This window comes from Bacillus sp. 105MF, assembly GCF_000374885.1.
Taxonomy (GTDB): domain Bacteria; phylum Bacillota; class Bacilli; order Bacillales; family Bacillaceae_G; genus Bacillus_A; species Bacillus_A pseudomycoides.
Genome location: NZ_KB895569.1, coordinates 91595 through 112719, shown reverse-complemented (window position 1 = coordinate 112719; position 21125 = coordinate 91595). Strand labels below are relative to the sequence as shown.

Here is a 21125-nt window from a genome sequence, read left to right as displayed (position 1 = left end):
TAAGGTGATAAGGATATTACTCAGAAGGAGGAGTAAACGTACGTTTTTCCAATTCCGCATCTAACATAAATAGAGCGTTAGAGTCGCTTGTAATACGTTTTAGTTTTTGGATGATGCTGTCGAAAGAAGCTTCTTCTTCAACCTGTTCGTCAACGAACCATTTTAAGAATGTAATTGTCGCGTGCTCACGCTCATCCCAAGCGATATCGGATAAGTTGTAAATACGCTTTGTTACTTCACGCTCATGCTCAAGTGCGATCTCAAATGCGCTTAAAACAGATTCATATTCATTGTTAGGGTTTTCGAATCCAGTAATAATGGCGCGCTCTCCGCGATCATTAATGTAATTGTAAAGTTTCATTGCGTGGAAACGCTCTTCTTCTGCTTGTACAAGGAAAAAGTTTGCAAATCCATCATAGCTTTCTGCTGTGCAGTAAGCAGCCATTGCCATGTAAACATGGGCAGAGTAAAATTCAAAATTCATTTGGTCGTTAAGCGCATCGTGTAATTTAGTAGATAACATAAATTCTCTCCTTTGTATGTTGTCGGAACCATTATATCATAATTGATAAATATTCTCATTTGTTTTCGAAACGATTAGAAAGCTTCTCGACATGTGCCTCCATAATATCTTGTAAGTCTAAATCATATTTTTGAGAAAGGATAATGAGGTTTGCAAGTACATCTCCAAGTTCTTCTTTTAATTCAATTTTCAATTCTTCCACTTGTTTTACTTGTTCATCTGGGCGATCGCGTCCAATTTCAATGGCGCGTACAACTCGTGAAACTTCTCCTACTTCTTCTGTTAAGAAATTCAAGCGAATAAAAGAGTTATATTGTGACCAGCTTCGTTTTTCGTAAAATTCCTCAACCCATCTCTGAAATTCGGCAATATTCAATTCTTTCCCATCCCCTCAATATGTTGTACAATATTCATTGTATCATAACAATATATAGTTTTGGGGTGTAGGTATGAGAAAGATTTGTGTGTTTGCAGGTTCTAATTTAGGAGAAAGACCTGAATTTAAAGAGCAAGCAATTAAGCTTGGAGAAGTGCTTGTCCAAAATAATTGTGAACTAGTATACGGCGGTTCATGTGTTGGTTTAATGGGGGAAGTAGCCAATGAAGTGTTGCGCTTAGGCGGACGTGTCACTGGTGTTATGCCTCGTGGTTTATTTCGCGGAGAGATTGTTCATAAAGGATTAACAGAACTAATTGAAGTAGAAACAATGCATGAGCGCAAAGCAAAAATGGGAGAGCTTGCGGATGCATTTATTGCGTTACCAGGTGGCTACGGAACATTTGAAGAGTTATTTGAGGTTGTATGTTGGTCACAAATTGGAATTCATGACAAGCCAGTTGGATTATTAAATATTAAAAATTTTTATAGTCCAATTTTACAAATGATCGATCGCGCGGCAGAAGAAGGGTTTATGAATCCATCGAATAAAGAGTTAATTGTTTCGGCGGATAATGCAGAAGAATTATTGCTCCACATGAAAAACTATAAGAGACCTGTTATGGGGAATAAGTGGAAGCAGTTGTCATAATAAGATGAATAAAAAGAGGCATTCCGTTCATTTCGGAATGCCTTTAGATTTGTCTTTCATAGATTTCTTATATAAATGCCAGCCACCCCAACCACCAAGTATCGCGATACAGATAAGGAAAGGATAGCTTCCTACATCTACGTTTATGCCTAAAATATTGGCTATCATGAAAGTAATTCCAACAGCTAATGAAGCGAAAAATACTCGAATCAAATAGTCTTTCAACTGAACCACTCCCGTCATTTGATAGTGATAGTACCTAAATGATGAATTTGGAAAAGTATTGTCTAGACGTAACTATTAGAAGGCCATTTTCTATATTTTAACATAAAAACGTTTGAGATATATCGATATAATAATAAATCCCCTCAAGTGAATTGAGGGGATTTATTGACCGAGTGGCTTCCGCTTTTAATAGTATCCAGCTCCAGCGGCTAGAACAGTCGGTCGTTTCACTCCTTTATCTGAGGCAAAAAGCGCCTCTGAATCAGGAGTTCCAACGCCCTCCTGTTCTAAGCGAGCTGCTTCCGCTTTTAATATGATTATTGATTCAAGAACGCACGTAGCATCCAAGCGTGTTTTTCTAGTTCTGTGTAGATGCCAAGTAGTAAGTCAGATGTCGTTTCGTCGTCAGCACCCTGCGCGATTTCCATACCTTTTTTCAGTTCGCCTAGCATCATTTGGTAGTCTTTCATAATTGCTTCGACCATCCCTTCTGCAGTCTCTCCGTAAGCCGCTTCTTGAACAGAAGATCGTTCTAAGTATTCTTTCATTGTCGCTACTGGTTTGCCACCAATTGCTAAAATGCGTTCTGCAATTTCATCGATGTGTCCAGCTGCTTCTGTGTAAAATTGTTCGAATTTCTCATGTAATGTAAAGAATTGAGGTCCTTTTACATACCAATGGAAATTGTGTAGTTTTGTAAATAATACGTTCCAGTCTGCTACCTGTTTGTTTAATACTTCGATTACTTGTGTGTTCATATGATCAATCTCCTTTTGAGTTATTTATATTATATCGGTTACTAACTTATAATTATTATAATCTAGTAATTGATATAAATCAACCATTTACAAACATTATTTTTGAACTATATAAATACAAATTGAAAAACGAGATAAAACCCTTCTTTTTAGGTGGGAGAGAGCATCTAGCCATGCATAGAAGCGGTCAGATCCTCTTCCTGCCCCATGCCAAGTAAAAACAAAGAGAGAAAACAAGTAGGGGTCACCTTTTGTTCTTCAAAGCAGCGACTTATATGTTGAAAAATCAAAATGGATTTATATAGATGTAATGTTGTATTGCAATATGTGTTTATTTTTTCTATATGGTGGCATACATATAGAAAAAGGGAATATAGAAAGGAGAATGGAGGGCAATGGAACTCCAGTTTCAAAACGTATATCAGCAAGCTGGAAATTGGTATGTGCTGGACTCAGAGTTTCCGTGGGATATTCAGCGGGTGAAAAATGATATATTTTCACTTATTGAGAAACGCGAAATTCCAGTTATTTTTTGCGATACGTGTGATACAAATAATGTGCTTGTAAACTTTGGAGAAGAGGAAGAAGAATTTTTATTTCCTTTAAGCGGTTTTTATCATAAAGAAAGAAAAATGATTTTTGTTTGTATGTGGGAACAGTATGAGCAAGTGCTCAAAACATTACTACATGAATTCAGGCATTCAATGCAACATGAGAAAAATGTATTATACATTGGAAAAGAAGCGTATGAAGCACGTTGGATTGAAAAGGATGCCCGAGCATTTGCAGAACGTAAAATGAATGAATATATAAGAAGAAACTTAAACTAAGGCATAGTGAGAGAAAGTGACTATGCTTTTGTTTGTCGCTTACTAAAATAAAGTAATTGACATTTTTAAAGTTTAGTTCTAAACTAAAGATATCAAGTAAGCGAGGTGATGGAATGAAAACAGAAGAAAGATTAGGATTATTGTTATGGTTTCGTTTATCACGCTTTTATAACAAAAGCATTCGTGAGACAAATCAACATTTGAAAGAATGGAGTTTATCTGCTGCCCAGTTTGATGTTCTAGCCCAAATTGGTGGGCACGATCGATTAACACAGCAAGAACTCGGGCGAAAGCTATTTGTTACAAAAGGGAACATCACGCAGCTTTTAAATAAGATGGAGCAGCTTGATTGGATTAAGCGAGAACAGGAAGGTACTACGAAATACCTTTCGTTAACTGAAAAGGGCAGAGTTTTGTATGAAGAGGTTGTTCCACCGCAAGAGACGTTTCAAGCAGAACAATTTGATAAGTTAAATCGTAATGAACAAAAACAACTACTAGAATTACTTCGAAAGTTACAATAAAAAATTTTAAATAAATATCTCGAATTCGAGATAATATGAGGTGAAGGATATGTTTAAAAAAGTTGATCATAAAAATATGGGAAGAGCAAATCACGGTTGGTTAAATACACATTTTCATTTTTCATTCGCAGATTATTATAATCCAGATAATATGAGATTTGGGGCGCTTCGCGTTATTAATGATGATTTAGTAGCAACGCAAACAGGATTTGATATGCATCCGCACCGTGATATGGAGATTATTTCTTACGTTGTAGATGGTGCATTAACACATCAAGATAGCATGGGGAACCGCGGTACAATTGAGCGTGGACATGTACAATATATGAGCGCTGGTACAGGTGTTTTTCATAGTGAACATAATTTAGGGAATGAGACATTACGTCTATTACAAATTTGGATTTTACCAGACCGCGCAGGGCACACACCCAACTACGGCGAGTTCAAGTTTGATTGGAATAAACGTGAAAACAATTGGTTCCATATGGTATCTCCAATTGATGGTGGTGCACCAATTGAAATTCATCAAGACGCAAATTTATATTCACTATCTTTAGAAGCAGGAAAAGAAATCACTTTCCCTGTTAGCGAAGATCGTCAAGTTTATCTTGTGCAAATTGAAGGAAGCGGTGTTGTAAATGGTGAGACACTTGTAATGCGCGATGCAGCAGAAGTAGTTGAAGAAGATATTCGTATTCAAGCAACAGAACAATCGCATTATTTAGCGATTGAGATGAAAAAGCAATAAGAGACACTATGAATAAAAAAGAAATAGCGCAGTGAAAATAATGCGCTATTTCTTTTTGTGCTTTTCTTAATTCCTCATACGAAACATCTTGAATACTTTTAAGATTAGAATGAAAAATAGATTTGTTAATGCTGTAACTATAAAGAAAGTGGCGAGAACAAATTCATTTAACCCGTTAGTGAATAAAAACTGAGCATAGCAGAGAACGCCTAATATTGCTGAAACGATAATAGGTAGAAAATATAAGATTGCTTTTTGCTGTAGTTTTATGAAAAGGAGGAAAGTCGCTACTAATGTTATCGGACAGAAGGAATACATAATAATTTGTGGTAACATTATATCATCACCTTTCAAAGATAAAGTATGATTCTAGTTAAGAAGGCTATGCAATTTTATCTTTATTTTTTATATGTAGATATTTTTAAGTGTAATATAATGGGAATGTTTTGTGAATTTAAAATAGGGATTTTTGGATGGAATTGTAAAAAAGTTTCTCAATATTTTTTGGTAGGATATATTTTCCTTTTCTCGAAATGTATAAGAGTGTCAAAAAATTTTTGGGGAATGGGGAGTGTTAGATTGAAAAAGCAAGTCGTTTCATCAGCATTAGCTTTATCCGTTATCGTTGGGGGTTTTGGGGCATTCGGAGCAACAAAAACACAAGCGGCAGAGCAGCAAATTCAGTATCACCAAGAATTTAAAACACCGGCTTACATAGGTGAGGAATGGAAAGCACCGCAAGGATTAGATAAAAAGGAAACAGTATTTCAGTATTTAGAGAGCAAGAAGGATATGTTTAAATTAGCAGGAAATATTGACAAACATTTTAATATTGTAGGGGAAGAAAAGGACGCTGAATCGGGTACAACACATGTGAAGTTAGTTGAGAAGCATAATAATATTCCTGTGTATGGATCAGATCAAACAGTTACACTTGATAAAGACAATAATGTAAAGGCGTTCTTCGGGCAAGTTATCCCGAATTTAGAAGATAAAAATATCCCAGCTGCAGCTAGCATTACTGATGAGAAGGCGGTAGAAGTTGCAAAGGCTGATATTGAGAAAGAAATTGGCAAAGTAGATAAATATGATGGTGTGAAAAAAGATTTATATGTGTATGAAAAAGATGGACAATACTATCTTGCATACCTTGTTAAAGCGTCTATTTCAAAACCAGCACCAGGATACTGGCATTACTTTGTTGATGCAACAAATGGAAATGTGATTGAGAAATATAATGCAATCGACCATATTACTGGTTTTGGCTATGGCGTTCTAGGAAACAAGCAATCATTTGAAATTGCTCAAGATGAAAAAACAGGAGCATTTAACTTGTTTGATGGAAAACGTGGAAATGGTGTTCATACGTTTGATGCACAAAATATGGATGAGAACTGGTTTAATCTCTTCTCACAATGGCTTGGATATACAGGTGAAGAAGTAGAAAGTAAATCAAAATTCTTTGAAGATAAAGCGGCTGTTGACGCACATGTAAATGCAGGAAAAGTATACGATTATTATAAAAAGACATTTAACCGTAATTCTTTCGATAATAAAGGTGCGAGGCTGATTTCTACTGTTCACGTAGGTGAAGGGTGGAATAACGCAGCTTGGAACGGTGTACAAATGATGTATGGAGATGGGGATGGAAAAACATTCATTCCATTATCTGCAGGTTTAGACGTTATTGGACATGAGCTAACACATGCTGTAACAGAGCATACGGCGAATCTTGTTTACAAAGATGAGTCAGGAGCATTAAATGAATCATTATCTGATATTATGGGTGTAATGGTTGAGAAGAAAAGCTGGGATTTAGGTGCTGATATTTATACACCTGGTGTTGAAGGGGATGCGCTTCGTTCTCTGAAAGATCCAGCATCTATTCCGAACCCATTAAAACCTGGTGAAGGTTACCCAGATCATTACAGTAAACGCTACACTGGAAAAGCTGATAATGGCGGCGTGCATATTAACAGTAGTATTAATAATAAAGCCGCATATTTAGTGTCTGAAGGTGGCACGCATTATGGTGTGAAAGTAAATGGCGTAGGCCGTGAAGCAACAGAAAAAATTTACTACCGCGCTCTTACAAAATATTTAACTGCAAACTCTAACTTTAAAATGATGCGCCAAGCGGCACTTCAAGCTGCGACAGACTTATATGGTCAAAACTCTAAAGAAGTACAAGCTGTAACGAAAGCTTATGACGCAGTTGGTGTGAAATAAGGTGAAAAAAGACCTGACTTGGTTGTCAGGTCTTTCTTTGTTATTTAATCGCGAATACCGAGAGCGATTTTTGCCATACGTGACATACGCTCTTTTGACCAAGGTGGATTCCAAACCACATTGACCTCTATTTCATTTACTTCCGGTACATTTGTCGATAATACTTTTTTGACATCTGATACGATCTGCCCAGCCATTGGACAACCGATCGAAGTCATCGTCATTGTTACAACAGCATTATTATTTTCATCTGCTGTTACGTCATATACTAATCCAAGATTGATAATATCAACGCCTAATTCAGGATCGATAACAGCCTCTAAATTGGCATATAATTTCTCTTCGAATTCTTGCGACATGCACAACACCCCTAATATTAATGATATCCATTCTCATTATAAAGGAAATAAGATAAAGATGCAGTGAAATAGCTCACAGTGTTTTTTTAGAATCTTTCCTATACTGATTATAAGTATGTAGGAAGGAGCAAGATTGAAAATGAACTATGATGAAAATCCTTTTATCGTGATATGGGAAGTTACACGAGCTTGTGAATTAAAATGTCTGCATTGCCGGGCTGAAGCGCAGTATAGGAGAGATCCGAGAGAATTAACTTTTCTTGAGGGGAAGAGATTAATTGATGAAATATATGAAATGAATCAGCCGATGCTAGTTTTTTCAGGCGGGGACCCGCTTATGAGAGAAGATATTTATGAGCTAGCAAATTATGCAGTGCAAAAAGGACTACGCGTTTCGATGACGCCTAGTGCGACTCCAAATGTGACGAAAGAGGCAATACAAAAAGCAAAAGGGGTTGGACTTGCACGCTGGGCCTTTAGTATCGATGGTGCTACAGCTGAGACACATGATCGTTTTCGCGGCGTGGCGGGGTCTTTTCAGCTTACGATGGATGCGATTCAGTATTTAAATGAGTTACAGATTCCTGTCCAAATCAATACAACTATTTCTGAGTACAATGTTCATGAAGTAGAGGAGATGGCGGCGCTTGTTGAAAAGTTAGGTGGGGTACTATGGAGCGTGTTTTTCCTTGTTCCAACTGGAAGGGGAAGTGTAGAGGATATGATTTCACCAGTAGAACATGAACTTGTATTTCGTAAATTATATGAAATAGGAAAAAGGGCTTCATTTGATATAAAGACGACAGCTGCTCAGCATTATCGCCGCGTTGTGATGCAGCAAAAGAATAAGGAAGGTAAAAGCAAGCAAAGAATGTGTTATGAAGATGCGCTGCAAAATGGGTTAACTGGAAAAATTGATGGTTTAGGACGAGCGCCAAAAGGAGTCAATGACGGTAACGGCTTTGTTTTCATTTCGCATATTGGTGATGTATATCCAAGCGGGCTACTACCGATTCAAGCTGGGAATGTGAGAGAAAAGCGTTTACGAGATATTTATCGTGATTCTCCAATTTTTCAAGCATTACGTAATCCAGATAGCTATAAAGGAAAATGTGGGAAGTGTGAATACCGTTATGTGTGTGGTGGTTCTCGCTCAAGAGCATATGCGATAACCGGTGATTATTTAGAGAGCGAGCCATATTGTGTATATGTACCGAAAGCTTTAAGAAGCTAGCTAATAAAAAATGTGAGATTTCTATTGTCTTTTTAGGATACATCATGTATACTTCTAATCAGTTGATAACGATTATCAGTATCAACTGAACATTGCTCTTCGTTATGTTGGTCATACCCCTTTTGACTGCGTAAGTCAGAGACAAAATGTTGAAATACCTTGTGTCCTATTCTACAGAATTATGGTAATCTCCAACCTCAACTTATATGCGTTAAGCATGCAAAAAGGATCCTATCCGTGAAGGGATCCTTTTTTGTGTTATGTTGTAGCAATTAATGTGTAAAGTCCAGGGACTCTATTTTCAATACCTTCTGGAGCAGAGGAAGGGAAGACCCAGCGCTGGTGTGGACCACGTTCCTCAATAAGTTCTTCAATTCGTAAGTTTGCTTTAGCAATCTCTGTAATAATTTCTCCTAACGTCCAGCGACGAATCTTCGTTTTTGGTAGTAGGTCTCGCTGCGTTTTATCCAGTAGACTGCTATAAGCAACGTTATCTTCAATAATCTCTTCATAAAAATAATTCCCGTTTGCCTGGAACATTTCATGATCTATCGCTACTAACTTTGTATAGAGAGGATGATAATCCCGAAGTATGAAAGTGCCACCGTCTTTTAGCAGCCCAGCGATTAATTTAAAGAGTGGCTTAAGATCTAAAAAATAGTGGAGTACACCTAGCTCCAATAAAACAACATCGAATGTTTTGGAAGGAGAAATGTCTAGTACATCAGAAACAATATATGTAATGGAGGTTCCTGCAGCATCCGCTAGCTCATTTGCATATTTGGCATTGCTTTCAGAAATATCTACAACTGTTACGTCAGCACCTAATAATGCGAATGCCACAGCTTTATTTCCTTTCGAACCAAGTAAATTTATGATGCGTTTTTCCTGTATATTCTCTATGTAAGGTAAGTAATAGGATACTTCATGGGCTGGATCTTGTAATAATTTCTTTGCATATTCCTTGGGTGTACCGTGCCGATTGGCCCACGCCTCATAGGCAGCAGCGTTCCAACTTTGCTTATTAATTGTGCTTAATTGTTTTTGATTCAATGAGATCGCTCCTTTCTTTAAATATGTATATATTCGGAAGGGATTATTTATTTCCTGTTTTCTTTTATAAAAAGTTTAATTTTTCTGTACTTTATCCATAAAATACGTGTTATATATGAAAAGCATTGAAAAGGAAAAGTAGAATGAAACCATTCTTTCCAGAGAGCTTCGGGAGCTGAGAAGAAGCAAGAATGTTCATTTGAACAATGGCCTTTGAGCTGCGTCCTGAACTTATCAGATGATAATAGTAGGCGGCGACGAGAGTTGGTTCTCGTTATCAAAACCACAGTATAAGAGCGTAATATTGCTCCGTACTTGACGAGGTCAGTTGTGTGAATAGCTGACGAAATAAGGTGGTACCGCGACTGTTTATACAGCCCCGCCCTTATCTTTTTAGAAGATAGGGGTGGGGCTTTTTATATTTAAAAGGAGGAATAGATGATGAGTACTTTTATTGGAGGAGCTTGGCCATATGCGAATGGCTCTTTACATCTTGGGCATGTTACGGGTTTATTACCTGGGGATATTTTAGCTCGCTATTATAGAACGAAAGGTGAAAATGTTCTTTACGTATCAGGAAGCGATTGTAATGGAACTCCGATTGCTATTCGGGCAAAACAAGAAGGGGTTACTGCAAAAGAAATTGCAGACTATTATCATGAGGAATTTGAGCGATGTTTTAAGGAGCTTGGTTTTACGTATGATTGTTATACACGTACAGATGCACAGCATCATCATGAAACGGTACAGAAAATTTTCTTACGTTTGTTAGAAGAAGGATTTATTTATAAAAAGACAGTTGAGCAAGCATATTGTGAAACGTGTACACAATTTTTACCGGATCGCTATGTGGAGGGGGTTTGTCCACATTGCCATGAACCAGCACGTGGGGATCAATGTGATGCATGCTCAGCTATTTTAGATCCACTCGATTTATTAGAAAAGAAATGTAAGCTGTGTGGAAATACGCCAGCAGTTAAGGAAACGGAGCATTTCTATTTTGCCTTGCATAAATTTCAGCCGCAGATTAAAGATGCCGTAGCAGTTGCAAAACGAGAAGGAGCATGGCGTGATAATGCAATCCAATTAACAGAGCGTTACTTAGAAGAAGGATTACAGGACCGGGCTGTATCACGTGATTTACCAATTGGAGTGCCAATTCCAGTTAAGGGATATGAGGATAAGAAAATTTATGTGTGGATTGAAGCTGTTGCTGGTTATTATTCAGCGAGTAAACGATGGGCTGAAGAAACAAGGCAAGATGATGGGGAGTTCTGGAGTAGCAGCGCGAGGACATACTATGTTCATGGGAAGGATAATATTCCGTTCCATTCTATTATTTGGCCAGCTGTATTACTTGGGATAGGAGAAAAGGCAATTCCGCGTCATATCGTTTCCAATGAATATTTAACTGTTGAGAAACGAAAGTTATCGACAAGCAAAAACTGGGCAGTATGGGTACCGGATATATTAGAGCGGTATGATCCAGATTCGATTCGTTATTTCTTAACGATTAATGCACCAGAAAATCGCGATACCGATTTTTCTTGGCGCGAATTTATTTATAGCCATAACAGTGAGTTACTAGGCGCATATGGGAACTTTGTAAATCGTACATTAAAGTTTATTGAGAAATATTATGACGGTGCGGTACCAAAAGGGCATATAAATCTAGAGCTAAAAGAAAGAATAGAGGAATTATATCGCAGTGTAGGAAATGCAATTGAGCAGGCTCATTTTAAAGTAGCAGTAGAAACAATCTTTGAAACGGTACGCTTTGCGAATAAATATTTTGATGAGCAGGCGCCCTGGAAGCAAAGGGAGGAAGAGCCTGTTGCTTGCGAAGAGACGATTTACACCTGTGTATATTTTATTGTGAATTTTGCGCAGTTACTGGAGCCGTTTTTACCGTTTTCAAGTGAAAGGGTGCGGAATATGCTAGCGATTACGAATACGGGCTGGAAATGTGAAAATATATTGCCAGAGCGGATAAGTCATGTACAGCCTTTATTTGAAAGAATTGATATAAAACAAATTGAAAAAGAGGTAGAAAGGTTATATGGAGCATGGAAGTAAAAAGAGCACATGATGTGCTCTTTTTTTAGGCGCTATGCTCTATGCTCTTTTTCTTCTCCTTCCGTGCAGTCAAAATTTGTGGTGTGAAAATACCAAGCAATATGCAAACAATGCCGAGCCATTGCATCGGTGATACGACTTCATGAACAAGAGTGATAGAAGCAATGATTGCTGTTGGTAGTTCTGCAGCACCTAAAATGGTTCCCAATCCTATACCGACCTTTGGTACACCGATGGAGAAGCAAATTACCGGTACAACAACACCGAAGAATCCAAGGAAGAAAGCGTACTTCCATAATCCAGCTTGCAAGGCACCATCCATTAAAAAGGTTGGTGGAAAGAATAAACACACAATAAGTGTAGCACTTGTTGTCATAAGGAAGCTTTTTGTATAGGGTGGTACATTTGTAGCAATGCGGCCACTTGCAAAGACATAAAAGGAAAAAGAGACAGCGGCTAATAGTCCAAAGATAATACCCTTTGTAGAGAAGTTTTGACCAAGCCCTTCAAACACACCGCCTGCAAATAATGTTCCGGCAAATAAAATAATAATAGATACTACCTTTTCGCGGCTTGGTAATGTCTTGTTAGCGACTGCTTCAATGACTACTCCAATCCAGGTAAATTGAAAGAGTAGAACAACAGCGATGGAAGCAGGTAATTCTTCTACAGAAATCGCGTAGAAAATCCCGGTCATGCTCATTGTTGTTCCGACAGCTAATAAGATCAATGCTTGTTTTTTCGAGACTTTATGACGCGAGAAGAAAAGAACGAGCAATAAAAGTCCCACCCAACCAAATACATATTGTCCACCTAGTAACTCATGTGCAGAAAACCCGTTCATAAAGCCAAGTTTGAAAATTGTAGAAAGTACGCCGTAGCTGCAGGCGCCAAATAAAACTAATAATGAAAACTTAAATTTCTCCATAAAAAATCCTCCTTCGACAAATAAAAAACGCCCGCTGTCCAATTCAGGACAGCGGGCGAACGAAACAGAGTGAAAACTCTACAAAATTCCGCCACTCACAATCGTGTGTGAGTTTGGATATAAAACATTTGATAATGACTATGACTCTAGTTTATAGCAATCTCTTTTACATTTTCAATATAAAGTAGATGTAATTCTTTTCGCAAGTTTTGTGTGTTTTTTTAGAAATCACATGTGAGAAGAGTTGCGCGTATCTTCTAAAATAAGGATAAGTGAATTTCTAAAAGTTAACTATACGAAAATGAGAGAAAAACGCAATTTTTTTGTATATAATAAAGGAGAAATGAAAAAATTTGAAAATATATAATAGATATTAGGAGAATTTGCATGAATATGGGGTATTTTAGTATTTCCCTTACAAAAATGTAATCTAAATGTAAGCTATTGTGATAGTTATTTCGACAATTTTTTTATACAATAATAGTAACAGTTTGAACGTGATAGATGCTGTAGATAAGAGAGAAAAGGAGAGATCGACATGGAATGGATTCATGAATTATTTCAGCAATACGGTTACTATGTAGTACTTGTAGGGTTGCTGTTAGAGTATATTGCGCTTCCGTTTCCGGGAGAGCCAACACTAGCATACGCGGGTTTTTTGGCGCATCAAGGGGATTTACAATTACCACTTTTAATTATCTTATCATGTATTGGAACGAGTGTTGGGATGACAATTCAGTACTTTTTAGGTAATAAACTTGGTATGCCGTTCGTACAGAAGTATGGGAAGTATGTGTTTTTAACGCAAAGAAAAATTGATTTAACGAGAATGTGGTTTGATAAATATGGATACTTCCTTATTTTTATCGGATTCTTTATTCCAGGTGTACGCCATTTTACTGGATACTTTGCAGGCATTATTAATTTACCATTCCGTCGCTTTGCTATAACGATTTACTCTGGTGCTCTATTCTGGGTATCTTTCTTCTTAATCGGTGGCTATTGGTTAGGTGGAAACTTACATGATATATTTGGAGTACTTGGACAACACATTGGGAAAATTATCTTTGGAGTGATTGTTATTGTAGCAATTACGTTAGGAGTTCGTTTCCGCAAACAATTAAAACGCGTATTTGTACAAAGTGCAAATTAATATGGAATCCATTCTATGTCGGAAATTGGAAGAGGTAGTGCTGATAGGCACTGCCTTTTTTATTTTCCTTTTAAGTTTCATGTAAAAGTTTGTTTTATAGAGTCATTTTGACATACATTAATGTCAAAATGACAATGATAATTGACAACTATGAGGATATTATTTACAATTTTAATTAAATAAACGAAAAAGAGGTCGAATATGAAGCTTCAAAATCGAGTGAGAGAATTTCGAGCAAAGCATCGAATGTCACAGGATGATTTAGGGAAAGTAATTGATTCATCGCGGCAGACGATTAGCTTAATTGAGCGCGGAGATTATGCGCCTTCAATTGTTTTGTCGCTGAAGATTGCGCATGTTTTTGGAGTACCGGTGGAGGAGATATTTACATTAGTAGAGGGGGAAAAGGACGATGAGAAGTAAAAAGAAAGGGAATTTGTTTACGATTTTGAAGATTTTAATGGCTATGATGGGTGGTTTTGGTGTTGGTTTTATATTAGCGGATGCTTTTGTACCAGGACGAAGAATAGTACCTGCGCCTAGTTATTTAGTAATCATTGCGCTTATTTTATTTGCCGTAGGGATTATGTATCGAATTTGGAAAACGACACGTTTCTTAAATAAATTACGTGATGAAGAGGAAAGCATTCTAGGTAGACGGTTAGGAGCACAATTAATTTATTTACGTGCAAGTGAAATCATTATACCGTCTTGGGGAGTTTATGCATACATATCTTGCTATCACTCTTATATAACAAATACAATGTCATTATTTGAAGTTGGAAATGTAATTGCATCTTCAGTAGGAATCATTGTCGTTATCTTATTAGGCGTTATTATGAAAAATCGATACAACGCACTGTATCCAGAACAGAGCGTAACATATTCACAATCACTTGAGATGTGGGCAAAAAATGCAGATGAAGGACAAACTCACATCGTTCATGAAGCAGGGTATCGAGCTTATCAATCTACAAATATTGTTCTTGTATGCGTATGGTTGGCTGCGATTATTTATACACTTTGGACGGGAGAAGGTTTCTTCTTTATTGGTATGATTTCATTTGTATGGGTATTGCATATTGGGAAATACATGTATGAAATGCATAAGAAAATGATTTATTAATGTTAAAGATTACTGAGGGGAGAAACAAGGTGGATATTTTGAAAAGGCCAGTTTTTTCTATAGTTATTGCTTTTGTTTGTTCAGTTATATATGGATGGATCAGACCAGAAAAAATGCAAGGATTTATGGAAATATGGGGAGTACTGCTTATTGGAGTACTTGTTCTTGCAATTCATGAACTTGGGCATGTTATTTTTGGTTTGCTAAATGGTTTGAAGTTTAAATTTATGGTAGCAGGCCCTATTACTATCCAAAAAGAGGGAGAGAAAATACGGATAAGAGAAAATAAATTGTGGTTGTATTTTGGAGGCGTAGCTATGTTGTTACCTCCGTCTATACATACACCAAATCTTTCAAAGAAATGGGCATGGATGACGCTAGGTGGACCGATAACAAGTTTGGTGTGCGGTTTGTTAGCTGGTTATGTATACATGGTGAGCTACTACCAATTTCTTTTATATTTTTCTGTATTACATTTAGCAATCTTTTTAGCTACAGTGATTCCAATGAAGGGAATTATGCTTAGTGATGGCAAACAATTTTTAATCTTAATTAAAGGTGATGAAAAGGCGCAGCAGCATTTACATAGTATTCAAGTATCTAGCGAGTTGTGGAGCTTCAAGCGGCCAAAAGATTGGGACGAAAAGTTAGTAGAAATAAGTGAAGAAAAAATAAAGGGCGATGAAGAGGTAAGAGAAGTACTGAGTGATCTTATGCTCACGTTTTATTCGCGATGTGATAGAGAAGGAATGGAAACAGGGATCGTTTGCCTAGAACAAGTTTTACAAATACCTGTTACAAAAGAAAATAAATATTTTGTTGGTGGTTTTCATAGCTGGTATTTGTTATATAAAGTGCTATATGATATGGACGATGTTTCTTTACAAGATATGAAGCAGCACGCGAAGGCTATAACAAAATTGGACCCGCATGGGTATTACCGTACACATGCAATCTTAAAATATTTAGAGAAGGATGCGGAATCCTTTCATACATATATGAAGAAGGCAGAAAGTGAGTTAAAGAATGCTGAAAAGAGTGGAGTCGGTTATTTACAATTAGAACGAGAATGGTTCCAGCTTTTGCAAAAGAAACTCGTAATCTAGAGGATATCTTACGCTGAGTAAGATATCCTCTTTTCTATATATAATTTTATATAGCTTGATATAGTGAATGGTGAGGATCAAGGCGTGTCGTATTTTGTGGAACGGTCGATATATTGCAAAAAGAGGCTGGAAGATTCATCTTCCAGCCTCTTTTGTATTAAGAGTTGCTCTCGATCCCTCGACCATTTTCTTCTTCAGGGTCTTGTAATAGGTTAAACACATCTGCTAAGCAAAATGCGATAAACCAAGTCCAAAGACCGTGGAAGAAAGCTGAGCTTAATTGTAATGGTAATGTGTAATTCGTCATTGAGAAGGAAATACATCCTCCAACGATTCCGATCATTGTTAATAACATTGTTTTTTGAGCATTTTCTTCTGGATTAAAGAGGAAGAAAATGTATCCGCCTAATATTGAAGCGCTTACAAGTGATTCGATTCCATTAAAAATGATATGTTCTCCAAGCTGAATGTTTGTCCAGAAGCAAATCATGCCACCGATAAGAGCAAACAGGACAGCTACCATGTACCGTATATGTTGATTCATATGTTCATCTCCTTATGTAATAAGATGATTTGGAAGTCAAAAAGGTAGGTATAGTAATAGAAGTAAATTTTAGTTGTACGTATCTTTTTTAGAGTAATGAAGAATAATTAAGATAATTGGTCACTTTGAACCGTTTCTTGTATGATGCGAAAATGATTCGTTATTACGTAAACTTGCACTTGAGATATACCCGACTTCTCGTTTCTTTTTGCTTATACAAGTAAGAGAAACTCCCAAGTCTATACATTCTTTTTTGTGAGTCTTATTGTATTATAACATATTTAGCTTAATAATAATAATAGAATTATCTGATTTTACAATGAGTGTAAAAATAAAAGCGCAAGGAATTCGAATTCCTTGCGCTTTCTTATATACGTTTGAAACGTCCAACGATTTCAACGGTTTCTGTAATATTCATAAACGCATGATTGTCTACATGACGAATGATACGCTTTATTTCTCCTAATTCGTAACGGGTTACGACAGTGTAAATCATTTTTTTCTTATGGTTGGTATAGCCGCCGACAGCGTCTACCATCGTTACACCACGTATGCCGTGATGCAGTAGTGCGCTTTTAATTTCCTCGCCTTTTTCTGTAATTGTCATTATCGTTAATTTAATGTGTTTTGTATGTACAGCATCAATTACTTTGCTGACAACAAAACGACTAATTAATGTGTACAGTGTAATATCCCATCCGAAAATAAAGCCAGCGACAACAAGTAAGATTAAGTTGAAGCCAAAAATAATAGCACCAATCGAAATGTCTTTATATTTCGCTACAATCAATCCAACAACATCAAAACCACCTGTTGAAGAAGCAAATCGGAATATAATCCCTGAGGCTGCACCACAGATGACACCACCAAATACAGAAGAAAGTAAAATATCATCTGATACTTGATGTACTGGGATAATGTTCATGGCAAGTGATGATACAGCCACGAAATACGCTGTTAAAAAGGTTGTCTTCTTTCCTAAGTAAAAGTGACTTAAAATGAGAAGAGGGATATTTAGTAAAAAGATAAGTGCACCGATATTATAATGCATTAAATAACCGATAATCATCCCAACTCCAGCGAAACCACCGCTAATCATATTATGCGGGATAAAAAACATATTCATTGAAATAGCATACAAAATGGAAGCTATAAAAATAACAATCAACTGTATTACAAATTCTAAATGAAATGTTCTAGCTGCTGGGAAGGATAAAAAGGCGGTGTCGGGAACGTAATCGGCGTCTCCTAATTGACCCATAGTATGTTTCATCTCCATATTCATTTTTGATTACAAGAAGAGAATAATGCTTTTTTCAAAAACTGGCAACCGTTTTATTATAATACAAAAATTTTATAAATTTCTAAAAAATCAAACCTATTCAGTTATATGTGTGAATATACTAAAGAAAACGAATACAATGGTTTTCTGTATCATTTTTGTGAGAAAATATGCAAAACATTTATTTGAAAATAAAAGGAAATAGAGAACGTTTGGAGAATGTGCTACAATGAGCTCATTAAGGATGTGAAGCAATGGAATTTTTATTGCAAGATGCAATTCTATATATAACTTTTGTAACGACAGCATTCTGTTTATTAGAAGTCTTTTTTCTCGCTAATGTTTCTCGCTTTGTACGCCAACAAACATCAAGCGGTAGACAAAAAGCTTTCGCGATAGTTGATACGTGTGAAGAGCGTATAGGGAATATCCCGCTTTTCTCTATCTTCTATAAATATGGAATGGTTCGTTCGGTTCGCAGACAAGAATCGAGCGGAGAGAGTGACGAGGTCGGTCCGTATACACCAATGTTTCGCTAACTAATTACGAAACATTGGAGGAATAAGCATGTTAAAATCATACCGAGCTGTGCTCGTTAGTTTATCATTATTACTTGTTTTTGTTTTATCTGGTTGTAGCAGTACGGCACCAATTGATGCACATAGTACGGGGGTTTGGGATCACTATTTTGTTTATCCAATTTCGCTTATGCTTCAATTTGTTGCTCATCATGTACCTGGTGGAAGCTTTGGGATTGCGATTATTATTATTACGCTTTTGGTTCGCTCAGCAATGATCCCATTAGCTGTTTCGCAATATCGTAGTCAAATGAAAATGAAAAAAATGCAGCCACAGATGCAAAAGTTGAAAGAAAAACATGGTGATGTAAGCAAAGATATTGAAAAACAAAAAAAATATCAAAAAGAAATGTCAGAACTAATGAAAACAGGCGGGTGGAATCCTTTGGCTGGTTGCTTGCCACTTCTAATACAAATGCCGATTTTTTCAGCATTGTATTATGCGATTAGCAGGACTGAAGAGATTCGTACATCTTCATTTTTATGGGTAAACTTAGGACATGCAGATCCGTATCATATTTTACCGATTCTTGCAGCGCTAGCAACATTTATTCAAATGAAGGTTATGCAGTCAAATGTGACACCTGGAGAGCAAGTTCAAATGCTGAAAGTGCAACAGTTCATGATGCCAGCAATGATTTTATTTATGGGATTTGCGGCGCCATCAGGACTTGTATTGTACTGGATTACAGGTAACATATTTACAATGCTACAAACAATTGTGCTTAGAAAAGTAATGGATCGTGAAGAAGGACAATTACAAAATGCATAAATAGAAGGAAGCCACTCTAATTTAGGAGTGGCTTTTTGGATTTATTGGGGTCCAAAGATATTAGGTCGATAGGTATGGGGCATCTACCATTCATTTTTAGTCAATTTGTAATGATTGTATAACTCACCATCGATATTCACATTACCTATAAAGCTAAATCCGCACTTTTCAATAACCTTATTTGAACTTTGATTTTCAGTAAGTGCAACTGTATTAAGGACCTCAACATTTGTTTTATTAAATAAATAACTGATAAGACCTTTCGCTGCTTTTGTTGCATAACCTTTATTTTGAAAGTGCTTTGATACAGCATACATAATTTCTCGGTTAGGAGAAGGTAATTCATCTTTTATACCAGTGCAGCACCAGCCAATAAATTCATCTGTATCCTTTAAGATAATGCCCAGTTTTAAAAAATGCTCTTCGATTTTCGGCGTACCAGAGGCAGCTTCTAAGAATTTTTTATTATCTGGTATTTCATAATTCGTTACCCAGTCTAACCTGTTCTCTCTCGTTGACTTCCAATCAGGCAAATACTTTGAAACTTCGGGTTGATTGGAAATGGAATAAATATCATCTACATCACCAATAGTAAATTCCCTTAAGTAAATATCATCACAATCTATCGTAAATACGTAGTTTAATTCATTTTGAAGTGCACTATCTCCATTTTTTGTCAATACAATTCCCTCCTAATCTAAAAATCTCTTTTTAATTTTATGTATCAGACTACCAGTATATAGTAAAATAATTTCTTGTTCAATGATGATTTTAAAAATTCAAAAATATCAACTTTTTATTTAGAGAGAAATTTACTTTCAAAATAATAGACGAGACTAGATATTTCGTAATTAATAGGTTTTTAGTAAAAGAAATATAGAATTACTTACTAAAAAACATTGAATAGCGCTCTTGGAATGGTAATTTTTAAAATTTGAACTAGGGGTTTATAGGAAGTGCATTCGATTATATACGTGTCTAATTATGTAAATATATCGGCCCATTTTGTTTTATGGTAGGTATTAAAAATCTTTGAATTATAATTAGCACCCAAAAAGGTCCAAATTTCCTGCAACTAGATTAACTAACCTGTTTTAATAGAAATAGATATTCTATGTTGGAGGTTAGATCATGCTAAGGCAAGGAAATAAAGACACTCAAAAAACAATCCTTGATCCAGACCAAACATTTCCAGATCATATTATGGATACGCTGAAAAAGTTGGGCAGATGATTTCTATCGCTTAATATTTACACAGATTAGTTAAGAGCGGTTTTCAGTTTTGTATAGTGATAAGGGAAGTTGTCCAAACAAGCCAGTCAACGTATTGGTTAGTTTACTTCTCTCAAACAAGAGAATTTACTCTTTGGTGAGGAATTGATTGGATCGCTTTACTTTGATCATCGATTTCAGTATGTTTTAAATCTGGAAGCAAACTCTACTAAAGGTCGTCTATGTATCAATACCCTATCTAACTTCAGATGTTACCTTGTTGAACATGAACTCCAAACTGGTGAAGATCTTCTCTAACAAGAAATGGAATCGATTGTGGAGTTTCTCTCTTTAAATAAGTCCATGGCACGAATGGATTCCAATATGACTGATAGTTCCTGCGAAAATATGACGCGTATCGAACTCGTATATACCATGATTCGCAATATGGTAAGAGAACTAAGTAAAATGATGGATTTGGAAATTCCCGAATCCTATTTGGGTACCTTGAAAAAGGACATCGACACAAAACCAAATCAAAAGAAGAAAGCTCTAAACTGGAATCCCTTATCCAGCAGGATCATGAATTATACCAGTTAGTAAAAACTATTTCGGTAGCTATAGATTCTATTAGTCTTGAACATCTTTCACGTCTTCACCAAGAACAATCTATTGAAATAGAAGATGTCGTCGTTGTTCCTATTGAAGGTGCAAAGTTATCTCCTCAAATTCCTCAAAACCCATCTAGCCTAGACGCAATCCTTCGAAGTAAGGCTGGCGAAAAGCACATAGGAAACAGCTTGAACTTTGTAGAAGTATAAACCCCTGAAAAAGAAA

24 protein-coding genes and 1 other annotated feature are annotated in these 21125 nt (G+C 36.4%); of the genes, 13 read left to right on the top strand and 11 right to left on the bottom strand.

Annotation, left to right across the window (positions count from 1 at the left end):
* Nucleotides 1-16 precede the first annotated feature (16 nt).
* Complete coding sequence (locus C564_RS0108800) at nt 17-523, bottom strand: ferritin (RefSeq protein ID WP_018765064.1); 507 nt, start codon at nt 521-523, stop codon at nt 17-19.
* 55 nt (nt 524-578) lie between these two features.
* Nucleotides 579-899 carry a MazG nucleotide pyrophosphohydrolase domain-containing protein gene (locus tag C564_RS0108795; RefSeq protein ID WP_016112448.1) on the bottom strand — a complete coding sequence of 107 codons (321 nt, stop codon included), beginning with the start codon at nt 897-899 and terminating at the stop codon, nt 579-581.
* Nucleotides 900-972: 73 nt separating this feature from the next.
* On the opposite strand from C564_RS0108795, the gene C564_RS0108790 reads away from it, so the two are divergent.
* Nucleotides 973-1551: a TIGR00730 family Rossman fold protein gene (locus C564_RS0108790; protein ID WP_018765063.1), complete on the top strand. Its 579-nt coding sequence runs from the start codon at nt 973-975 to the stop codon at nt 1549-1551.
* 27 nt (nt 1552-1578) lie between these two features.
* Here the strand turns inward: C564_RS0108790 and C564_RS0108785 are convergent, their stop codons facing one another.
* The 3 genes from C564_RS0108785 to C564_RS0108780 all read right to left on the bottom strand — a co-directional run bounded on the left by C564_RS0108785 (nt 1579) and on the right by C564_RS0108780 (nt 2534).
* A complete protein-coding gene (locus tag C564_RS0108785; RefSeq protein ID WP_018765062.1) occupies nt 1579-1776 on the bottom strand; it encodes a hypothetical protein in 198 nt (65 codons plus the stop codon).
* Nucleotides 1777-1962: 186 nt separating this feature from the next.
* Entirely contained in the window at nt 1963-2124 is a 162-nt protein-coding gene (locus tag C564_RS36700) for an NADH dehydrogenase (RefSeq protein WP_081621459.1), read from the bottom strand.
* The gene (locus C564_RS0108780) at nt 2094-2534 is read right to left on the bottom strand and encodes a Dps family protein (RefSeq protein ID WP_018765061.1); all 441 of its coding nucleotides are present in this window, start codon (nt 2532-2534) and stop codon (nt 2094-2096) included. The genes C564_RS36700 and C564_RS0108780 overlap by 31 nt, the downstream gene beginning before the upstream one ends.
* Before the next feature lie 395 nt (nt 2535-2929).
* Here C564_RS0108780 and C564_RS0108775 point away from each other — a divergent pair, with 395 nt between their 5' ends.
* The 4 genes from C564_RS0108775 (at nt 2930) to C564_RS0108755 (ending at nt 6865) form a co-directional block, all read left to right on the top strand.
* Nucleotides 2930-3364, top strand: coding sequence for a DUF3920 family protein (locus C564_RS0108775; protein ID WP_018765060.1), 435 nt, complete (start codon nt 2930-2932; stop codon nt 3362-3364).
* A gap of 113 nt (nt 3365-3477) precedes the next feature.
* Nucleotides 3478-3888, top strand: a complete 411-nt coding sequence (locus tag C564_RS0108770) for a MarR family winged helix-turn-helix transcriptional regulator (protein WP_018765059.1) — start codon at nt 3478-3480, stop codon at nt 3886-3888.
* A gap of 49 nt (nt 3889-3937) precedes the next feature.
* Nucleotides 3938-4636, top strand: a complete 699-nt coding sequence (locus C564_RS0108765) for a pirin family protein (protein ID WP_018765058.1) — start codon at nt 3938-3940, stop codon at nt 4634-4636.
* A gap of 579 nt (nt 4637-5215) precedes the next feature.
* On the top strand, nt 5216-6865 hold the full coding sequence (locus C564_RS0108755; RefSeq protein WP_131202326.1) for a M4 family metallopeptidase: 1650 nt from the start codon (nt 5216-5218) through the stop codon (nt 6863-6865).
* A gap of 44 nt (nt 6866-6909) precedes the next feature.
* Here the strand turns inward: C564_RS0108755 and C564_RS0108750 are convergent, their stop codons facing one another.
* Entirely contained in the window at nt 6910-7224 is a 315-nt protein-coding gene (locus C564_RS0108750) for a metal-sulfur cluster assembly factor (RefSeq protein ID WP_003201771.1), read from the bottom strand.
* Between the two features lie 139 nt (nt 7225-7363).
* On the opposite strand from C564_RS0108750, the gene C564_RS0108745 reads away from it, so the two are divergent.
* A complete protein-coding gene (locus tag C564_RS0108745) occupies nt 7364-8458 on the top strand; it encodes a TIGR04053 family radical SAM/SPASM domain-containing protein (protein ID WP_018765056.1) in 1095 nt (364 codons plus the stop codon).
* A gap of 258 nt (nt 8459-8716) precedes the next feature.
* On the opposite strand, the gene C564_RS0108740 is transcribed toward C564_RS0108745, so the two are convergent.
* Complete coding sequence (locus C564_RS0108740) at nt 8717-9511, bottom strand: class I SAM-dependent methyltransferase (protein WP_018765055.1); 795 nt, start codon at nt 9509-9511, stop codon at nt 8717-8719.
* 116 nt (nt 9512-9627) lie between these two features.
* Nucleotides 9628-9901 (top strand) — a binding site (T-box leader).
* A 51-nt stretch (nt 9902-9952) separates the two neighbouring features.
* Here C564_RS0108740 and metG point away from each other — a divergent pair.
* Nucleotides 9953-11587 carry a methionine--tRNA ligase gene (metG, locus tag C564_RS0108735; RefSeq protein WP_018765054.1) on the top strand — a complete coding sequence of 545 codons (1635 nt, stop codon included), beginning with the start codon at nt 9953-9955 and terminating at the stop codon, nt 11585-11587.
* A gap of 25 nt (nt 11588-11612) precedes the next feature.
* On the opposite strand, the gene C564_RS0108730 is transcribed toward metG, so the two are convergent.
* Nucleotides 11613-12515 carry an EamA family transporter gene (locus C564_RS0108730; protein WP_018765053.1) on the bottom strand — a complete coding sequence of 301 codons (903 nt, stop codon included), beginning with the start codon at nt 12513-12515 and terminating at the stop codon, nt 11613-11615.
* Nucleotides 12516-13053: 538 nt separating this feature from the next.
* Between C564_RS0108730 and C564_RS0108725 the strand changes: the two genes are divergently transcribed.
* The 4 genes from C564_RS0108725 to C564_RS0108710 all read left to right on the top strand — a co-directional run bounded on the left by C564_RS0108725 (nt 13054) and on the right by C564_RS0108710 (nt 15900).
* Nucleotides 13054-13668 carry a DedA family protein gene (locus C564_RS0108725; protein WP_003201786.1) on the top strand — a complete coding sequence of 205 codons (615 nt, stop codon included), beginning with the start codon at nt 13054-13056 and terminating at the stop codon, nt 13666-13668.
* Nucleotides 13669-13869: 201 nt separating this feature from the next.
* A complete protein-coding gene (locus C564_RS0108720) occupies nt 13870-14091 on the top strand; it encodes a helix-turn-helix transcriptional regulator (protein ID WP_018765052.1) in 222 nt (73 codons plus the stop codon).
* Nucleotides 14081-14794, top strand: a complete 714-nt coding sequence (locus C564_RS0108715) for a DUF3169 family protein (protein WP_018765051.1) — start codon at nt 14081-14083, stop codon at nt 14792-14794. Before C564_RS0108720 ends, C564_RS0108715 begins: the two co-directional genes overlap by 11 nt.
* Nucleotides 14794-15900 carry a M50 family metallopeptidase gene (locus C564_RS0108710; protein ID WP_003201792.1) on the top strand — a complete coding sequence of 369 codons (1107 nt, stop codon included), beginning with the start codon at nt 14794-14796 and terminating at the stop codon, nt 15898-15900. Before C564_RS0108715 ends, C564_RS0108710 begins: the two co-directional genes overlap by 1 nt.
* Nucleotides 15901-16057: 157 nt before the next feature.
* On the opposite strand, the gene C564_RS0108705 is transcribed toward C564_RS0108710, so the two are convergent.
* Nucleotides 16058-16444 (bottom strand): DUF3938 domain-containing protein, encoded by a 387-nt coding sequence (locus C564_RS0108705; protein ID WP_018765049.1) that lies wholly within the window; start codon nt 16442-16444, stop codon nt 16058-16060.
* 367 nt (nt 16445-16811) lie between these two features.
* Entirely contained in the window at nt 16812-17705 is an 894-nt protein-coding gene (locus tag C564_RS0108700; protein ID WP_018765048.1) for a YitT family protein, read from the bottom strand.
* Nucleotides 17706-17980: 275 nt separating this feature from the next.
* Between C564_RS0108700 and C564_RS0108690 the strand changes: the two genes are divergently transcribed.
* Together C564_RS0108690 and C564_RS0108685 are read left to right on the top strand one after the other, a co-directional pair.
* Nucleotides 17981-18265: a hypothetical protein gene (locus C564_RS0108690; protein WP_018765046.1), complete on the top strand. Its 285-nt coding sequence runs from the start codon at nt 17981-17983 to the stop codon at nt 18263-18265.
* 28 nt (nt 18266-18293) lie between these two features.
* The gene (locus C564_RS0108685) at nt 18294-19076 is read left to right on the top strand and encodes a membrane protein insertase YidC (protein WP_018765045.1); all 783 of its coding nucleotides are present in this window, start codon (nt 18294-18296) and stop codon (nt 19074-19076) included.
* Nucleotides 19077-19159: 83 nt separating this feature from the next.
* Here C564_RS0108685 and C564_RS0108680 read toward each other — a convergent pair whose 3' ends face one another.
* A complete protein-coding gene (locus tag C564_RS0108680) occupies nt 19160-19756 on the bottom strand; it encodes a GNAT family N-acetyltransferase (RefSeq protein ID WP_018765044.1) in 597 nt (198 codons plus the stop codon).
* Nucleotides 19757-21125 lie beyond the last annotated feature (1369 nt).